General features: G+C 60.7%; 5 protein-coding genes and 1 pseudogene. 2 read left to right on the top strand and 4 right to left on the bottom strand.

From position 1 onward, the window contains the following. A pseudogene (locus VIW95_RS07945) lies at window positions 1-745 on the bottom strand (hypothetical protein); the annotation flags it as partial. Between the two features lie 239 nt (window positions 746-984). On the opposite strand from VIW95_RS07945, the gene VIW95_RS07950 reads away from it, so the two are divergent. Further along, window positions 985-2,223 carry an acyl-CoA dehydrogenase family protein gene (locus VIW95_RS07950; protein ID WP_331585148.1) on the top strand — a complete coding sequence of 413 codons (1,239 nt, stop codon included), beginning with the start codon at window positions 985-987 and terminating at the stop codon, window positions 2,221-2,223. Window positions 2,224-2,231: 8 nt separating this feature from the next. Here VIW95_RS07950 and VIW95_RS07955 read toward each other — a convergent pair whose 3' ends face one another. From VIW95_RS07955 to moaA, 3 genes are all read right to left on the bottom strand, one after another. Further along, the gene (locus VIW95_RS07955) at window positions 2,232-2,714 is read right to left on the bottom strand and encodes a hypothetical protein (protein ID WP_331585150.1); all 483 of its coding nucleotides are present in this window, start codon (window positions 2,712-2,714) and stop codon (window positions 2,232-2,234) included. Between the two features lie 295 nt (window positions 2,715-3,009). Then, on the bottom strand, window positions 3,010-3,567 hold the full coding sequence (locus tag VIW95_RS07960) for a GrpB family protein (RefSeq protein ID WP_349259304.1): 558 nt from the start codon (window positions 3,565-3,567) through the stop codon (window positions 3,010-3,012). 37 nt (window positions 3,568-3,604) lie between these two features. Continuing rightward, window positions 3,605-4,600 carry a GTP 3',8-cyclase MoaA gene (gene moaA / locus VIW95_RS07965; protein WP_331585154.1) on the bottom strand — a complete coding sequence of 332 codons (996 nt, stop codon included), beginning with the start codon at window positions 4,598-4,600 and terminating at the stop codon, window positions 3,605-3,607. Between the two features lie 143 nt (window positions 4,601-4,743). Here moaA and VIW95_RS07970 point away from each other — a divergent pair. Then, the coding region (locus VIW95_RS07970) for a hypothetical protein (RefSeq protein ID WP_331585156.1) at window positions 4,744-4,956 on the top strand (213 nt) is incomplete at its 3' end.

A 4,956-nucleotide genomic window follows, 5' to 3' on the forward strand; every position in this document is an offset into this window, starting at 1 on the left:
GGGTCACCGTGCCATCGTTCAAGATAGCGCCGCCCACGCCACCGCCACCGTGGGACCCGCCAGCGCTGCTGTTGGCGGCGCCGGTGGCTTGGTTGTCCGAAAACGTGCTGTTGGAGACGGTCACCGTGCCCTCGTTGAAGATGGCGCCGCCTTGGCCGCCGCCGCCGAAGGAACCGATTCCACTGCCAGCGCCGCCAGTGGCATGGTTGTCCGAAAACGTGCTGTTGTTAACGGTCAGCGTGCCCTCGTTAAAGATAGCGCCGCCGTTGCCGAAGCCGCCGATGATGCTGCCGACCACGCCGGTGGCCCGGTTGTCCAGGAACGTGCAGTCAGTAAAGGTCAGCTGGCCGTTGTTGAGGATCGCGCCGCCGTCGGCGCCGGAGCCGCCGGTCACGCTTCCATTTTGCAACGTCAGAAATTGCAGGCTGAGCATGGAGCCCGAGTTAACCGTAAAAATTTGAAACTTGCTGTCGCCATCCACGGTGACGGATTGTCCGCTGCCATCGATCGTCAAGTTGATTGCGATCGCAGGAAGGGTGCTGCCCAGCGTGATCGTCCCGCTGACGCTGAAATTGATGGTATCGCCGGTTGAAGCGGCGAGAATCTCAGCGCGCAGACTCCCCATGCCGCTGTCCAGAGTGTTGGTGACAGTAAGCGTGGCGGCGCGCGCCAACCCCGACATCGCCAGGAACAAAAGCGGCAGCGCAATTGCTGCGATTGTATAACGCGGATTTCGATCTGCCATGGACCCCTCCCACGGCGCTAGTAGCCGCGTTAGCAATCGAATCACCTGAATCGGTTTCGCGGACAGCCTCTCAGAACGACTATCCAACGTCAAACAGCCGCGGCCAGAACCGCTCATCCGCCGATTTGTTCGCAATGATCGCGGTCTCAATCCTCCTGATCGGCGAAGAACGCTGACCACGCCGCGTTTTCATCTTGTCGGCGCCGCGCTAAGCTTGGGCCCGCAAAGGAGACCTCATCATGCAAATGAATGTGAAGCCGATTCCGACGCTCAACCCCCGAATCAACGAGATTCGCGCGCTCACGGCGAAGATCGTCAACCATGACATCCTGCCCAATGAAAAGAAGCTTTGGGCGGGATACCGCGAGGGCGGCACCGACGAGGAGCGGCGCAGCTCCCGCGAGTTGCGCGAGTCCGTCAAGGCGAAGGTCAAGCAGGCGGGCCTGTGGGCGCCGCATCTTCCGCCGGAATACGGTGGCGCGGGACTCGGCTTCCTCGAGCATGCGTACATGAATGAGGTGCTGGCCTACAGCATGGGAGCGGCGGCGCTGTTCGGCGTGGTCGCGCCCAACTCGGGCAATCAGTCTATCCTGCTCAAGTACGGCACCGAGGAGCAGAAACAGAAATGGCTGGTGCCGCTGACTGAGGGCAAGATGGAATCCGGCTTCTCGATGACCGAGCCCGATTCGGCCGGATCGGATCCGCGATCGATCAAGACCACCGCGGTCCGCGATGGCGATCAGTGGGTGATCAACGGCCACAAATGGTTCACCTCGAACGGGTTTCGCGCCGACTTCCTGATAGTCATGTGTCGCACCGGCGGGAGCGGCGCCGACAACGGACGTATGACGCAGATAATCGTGCCCAAGAACACGCCGGGCCTGCGCATCGTGCGCGGCGTCGAGGTCTGGGGACGACAGAGCGACCACTGCGAGATCGTTTACGACGACGTGCGCGTGCCGCTCAGCAACCAGCTCGGCCAGGCTGGCTCGGGGCATCAGGCGGCGCAGGATCGGCTCGGCGCGGGGCGCGTCTATCACTGCATGAACTCGATCGGGCAGATGTGCCGGGCGTTCGACCTGATGGTCGAGCGCGCCACGATGCGCGAGGTGCACGGCGGCAAGCTCGAGACCAAGCAGTTCATCCAGGGCTTTATCGCGGATTCGTACATCGACATCCAGGCCGCGCGTCTGATGACAATCCACACAGCGGAGCGGATGGACAGCGGCGGCGACCCGCGCACGGACATCTCGGCGATCAAGGTGTTCGTCCCGGCGGCCTTCGAGCGGGTAGTAGATCGCGCGATCCAGGTATGGGGCGCAGCAGGCGTCTCAGGCGACCTGCCACTCGCCGGCATGTACCAGGGCGCACGAACGCTACGCCTCGCGGACGGCCCGGACGAGGTCCACCGGATCCTGATCGCGAAGAACGTGCTGAGCCGGTATCACAACGGAGAGAGCTGGGACTTCGGCAACTGACGGGGGCTTCACTTCGGCGCGATCATGAGAGTGCCGTGCTCCTTCTTCGTGAGGGATCCGCATACCGTAAAATGATAGCGACCGGATATGTCGGTGTCGGTCGCATGAGCGTCAGCCATCGAGAACTTGCAATGAATAAATGGAGGCTTCGGAACGAATATAAACGAAATAGCGACTCCTTTTGAAGTGGCTTTCCCCTCAATGGTGCCAAAGTCGGTACCCTGGGAGAACGCAAACGACCAATCGCCGGTCAGCGCTCCACTAGGGGCTTCGGTAAAATCGACGTCGAGGGTACCCGCGCCCGCCAGATTATCGTCGATCGTTCCCGACCACGATCCCGAAACCGTCAAGGGCGGTTTTTTCGCATCTGGCGATGTTGCGGTCTCGCCCTGATCAGACTGTTGGCCGCCGAAGATCGAGCTGTCTTGAGCGCGAGCAGGCGAGGTCGTAAAAGCGAGCGTGGTTGCGCTGAAAAGTAAGGCGGCGAGCACGGGAACGAAATGTGAAATTTTCATGTTTTGGTAGCCCTTTAAGGTAAAATTTAGACCTCGGGAGAAATACTAAGCTGCCGTAGGTATGTCAAATTACTCGTTTATTTGAATTCGCTGCTAACTGCGGATCAAGGCGCATAAATATTGTGCCAAGGTGTACAAAACGACTTCAGGACAGATCAATCCCGGCTAACGAGGTTCACTCCGGACTCAATGGGTCGTATTGCGTGGCGGACTCGGTGTGGGCGCGCGCGCAGATGAATTAGATAGACCTTTTCAACAGAGAAGAATGTCGCTATCGGGATCGTGCGCAGCCGCGCGCGGCGCGGGCGCGCGCGACGATTTCCTCGACGACTGACGTCTTGGCGTCGGCGTAGTTCTGGACGTATTTCCAGGTCTGCTTGGCGAGCTCTCGCTTGGTGCGCTCGTAAAGTTCGCGGTCCGCATCGTTGGCGCGCAGCCAGTCGCGGAACATGAGCATCTTGTCTATCTCGGGGCATCCGAACGAATAGACGTGAAGATTGATCGTGGTGTCTGGTCCCTTGAACAGCCGATGCTGATGCCATTCCGGCTCGCGGATGCGGAGCACGTATCCTGCTGACTCCATCGCGGGCACGTACGCCGGCTCATCGGCCGAATCCGCGACCGCCAGAATCATGTCGATGATCGGCTTGGCGGCGAGCCCAGGAACTGAGGTCGAGCCTACATGCTCGAGCATGAGCACGCGCGCGCCGAGCGTAGCGCGGACCCGCTCCGCCTCGCGGATGAACAGCGTCGGCCATTCGGCGTTATACTCGATAAGCTGTACAGGAGCATTGTGCACCGGCATGCCGCCAATGTGCGCGGCCTGCATCTCTTCTTCAGTCGCCAAAGGTCGTCCTAATTTTCGGCTAGCCGCCGATTTGGTACATCGAGCGGTCTTGCGTCGAGCGGCCTTCGAGCAGGTGGTGGCCGGTTGGCTTCAGTTCGACTGCGCGCTTGAGGATTCGCGCTACGTCCCCGATCACGTCGCTTGAATTCGAGCGGAGGGCTTTGCGGACGTCCAGTTCGTCGTCGTTGAGCAGGCACAGGTGAAATTTGCCGTCTGCCGTCAGGCGCATCCGGTTGCAGGTGCCGCAGTAAGGCTCGCTGACCGGGCTGATGAATCCCACGACGCCGCGCGCACCCGCGAGCTGATAGTTGCGCGATTCGTCGGCCAGGTTTTCCGAGGGGAGTTCAGTCAGCGGACCGAGTGCCGACTCGATTCTGCGGCGGGTTTCGATGTTCGAGACGTAGCGCTTCATCGACAATGTCGCGCATTCGCCGCCGCCCAGCGGCATCAGCTCGATAAATCGCACGTGCCAGTCGCGCTCGACGGTCAGGCGCGCGAGCTCGACGACGTCGGATTCGTTGTAGCCGGCGGTTACAACCGAGTTGAGCTTTATCGGGGTGAGTCCCGCTTCTTCCGCCGCGACTATCCCGCGCCAGATTTTCTCGAAGCTGCCCCATCGCATCTGCCGTTCGATGGTCGCCGGGTCCAGGCTGTCGAGATGCACGTTGATACGATTCAGGCCCGCGCGTTTAAGGGCCGGCGCGAGGTCAGTCAGCAGGAGAGCATTGGTCGTCAGCGCGAGGCCGTCCACGCCGGGAATGCGAGCGAGGCGTTCGACGATCTCGATCAGATCGAGCCGCAGCGTCGGCTCCCCGCCGGTGAGCCGGAATTTTCGAAAGCCCACGCTCACCGCCGCCCGCGCGACCGTTTCGAACTCGACCGGCGTCAGCAGTTCGTCCTTGGGGAGAAAGCGCAAGCCTTCCAGCGGCATACAGTAAACGCATCGCATGTTGCATGCATCGATTACCGACAGCCGCAGGTAATCTATCTCACGATTGAACGAGTCGCGGGGCACAATCCCATAGTTATTCCAGCAGACCGCGCGAAACAACTTGGCGCCGATGAGACGCGCAATCTTGCCAATTCGCGCGCGGCGTCTATTATCATTGATATCGCGATGAACAAGGCGGGAACATGATTTGTCGAAAGGATGGAAGCTTGCGATTGAATCCGGGCTTGATGCTCGCGATCGCGATTTCGGCGTGGGGAGTACTCGCGATCGCATCGTCAGCCTACGCTTCGGAAACCAATCGCGCCGAATCCGACGCGGTGGTTGCCGAGGCGGAAAAGATGGTGGAGCAGGCGGGTCAGGCCGATCCCGTTGATACGAAACTGATTCGCCAGGCGATCGACAAGCTGCGGGTCGCGCTG

Source organism: Binatus sp. (SeqCode) (assembly GCF_036522015.1).
GTDB lineage: Bacteria > Desulfobacterota > Binatia > Binatales > Binataceae > Binatus.

Bases quoted from the DNA above. Each gene is read 5' to 3' on its own strand.
- VIW95_RS07950 (WP_331585148.1), top strand. From the start codon at position 985: ATGCAAATGAATGTGAAGCCGATTCCGACGCTCAACCCCCGAATCAAC.
- VIW95_RS07960 (WP_349259304.1), bottom strand. From the start codon at position 3,567: ATGCAGGCCGCGCACATTGGCGGCATGCCGGTGCACAATGCTCCTGTA.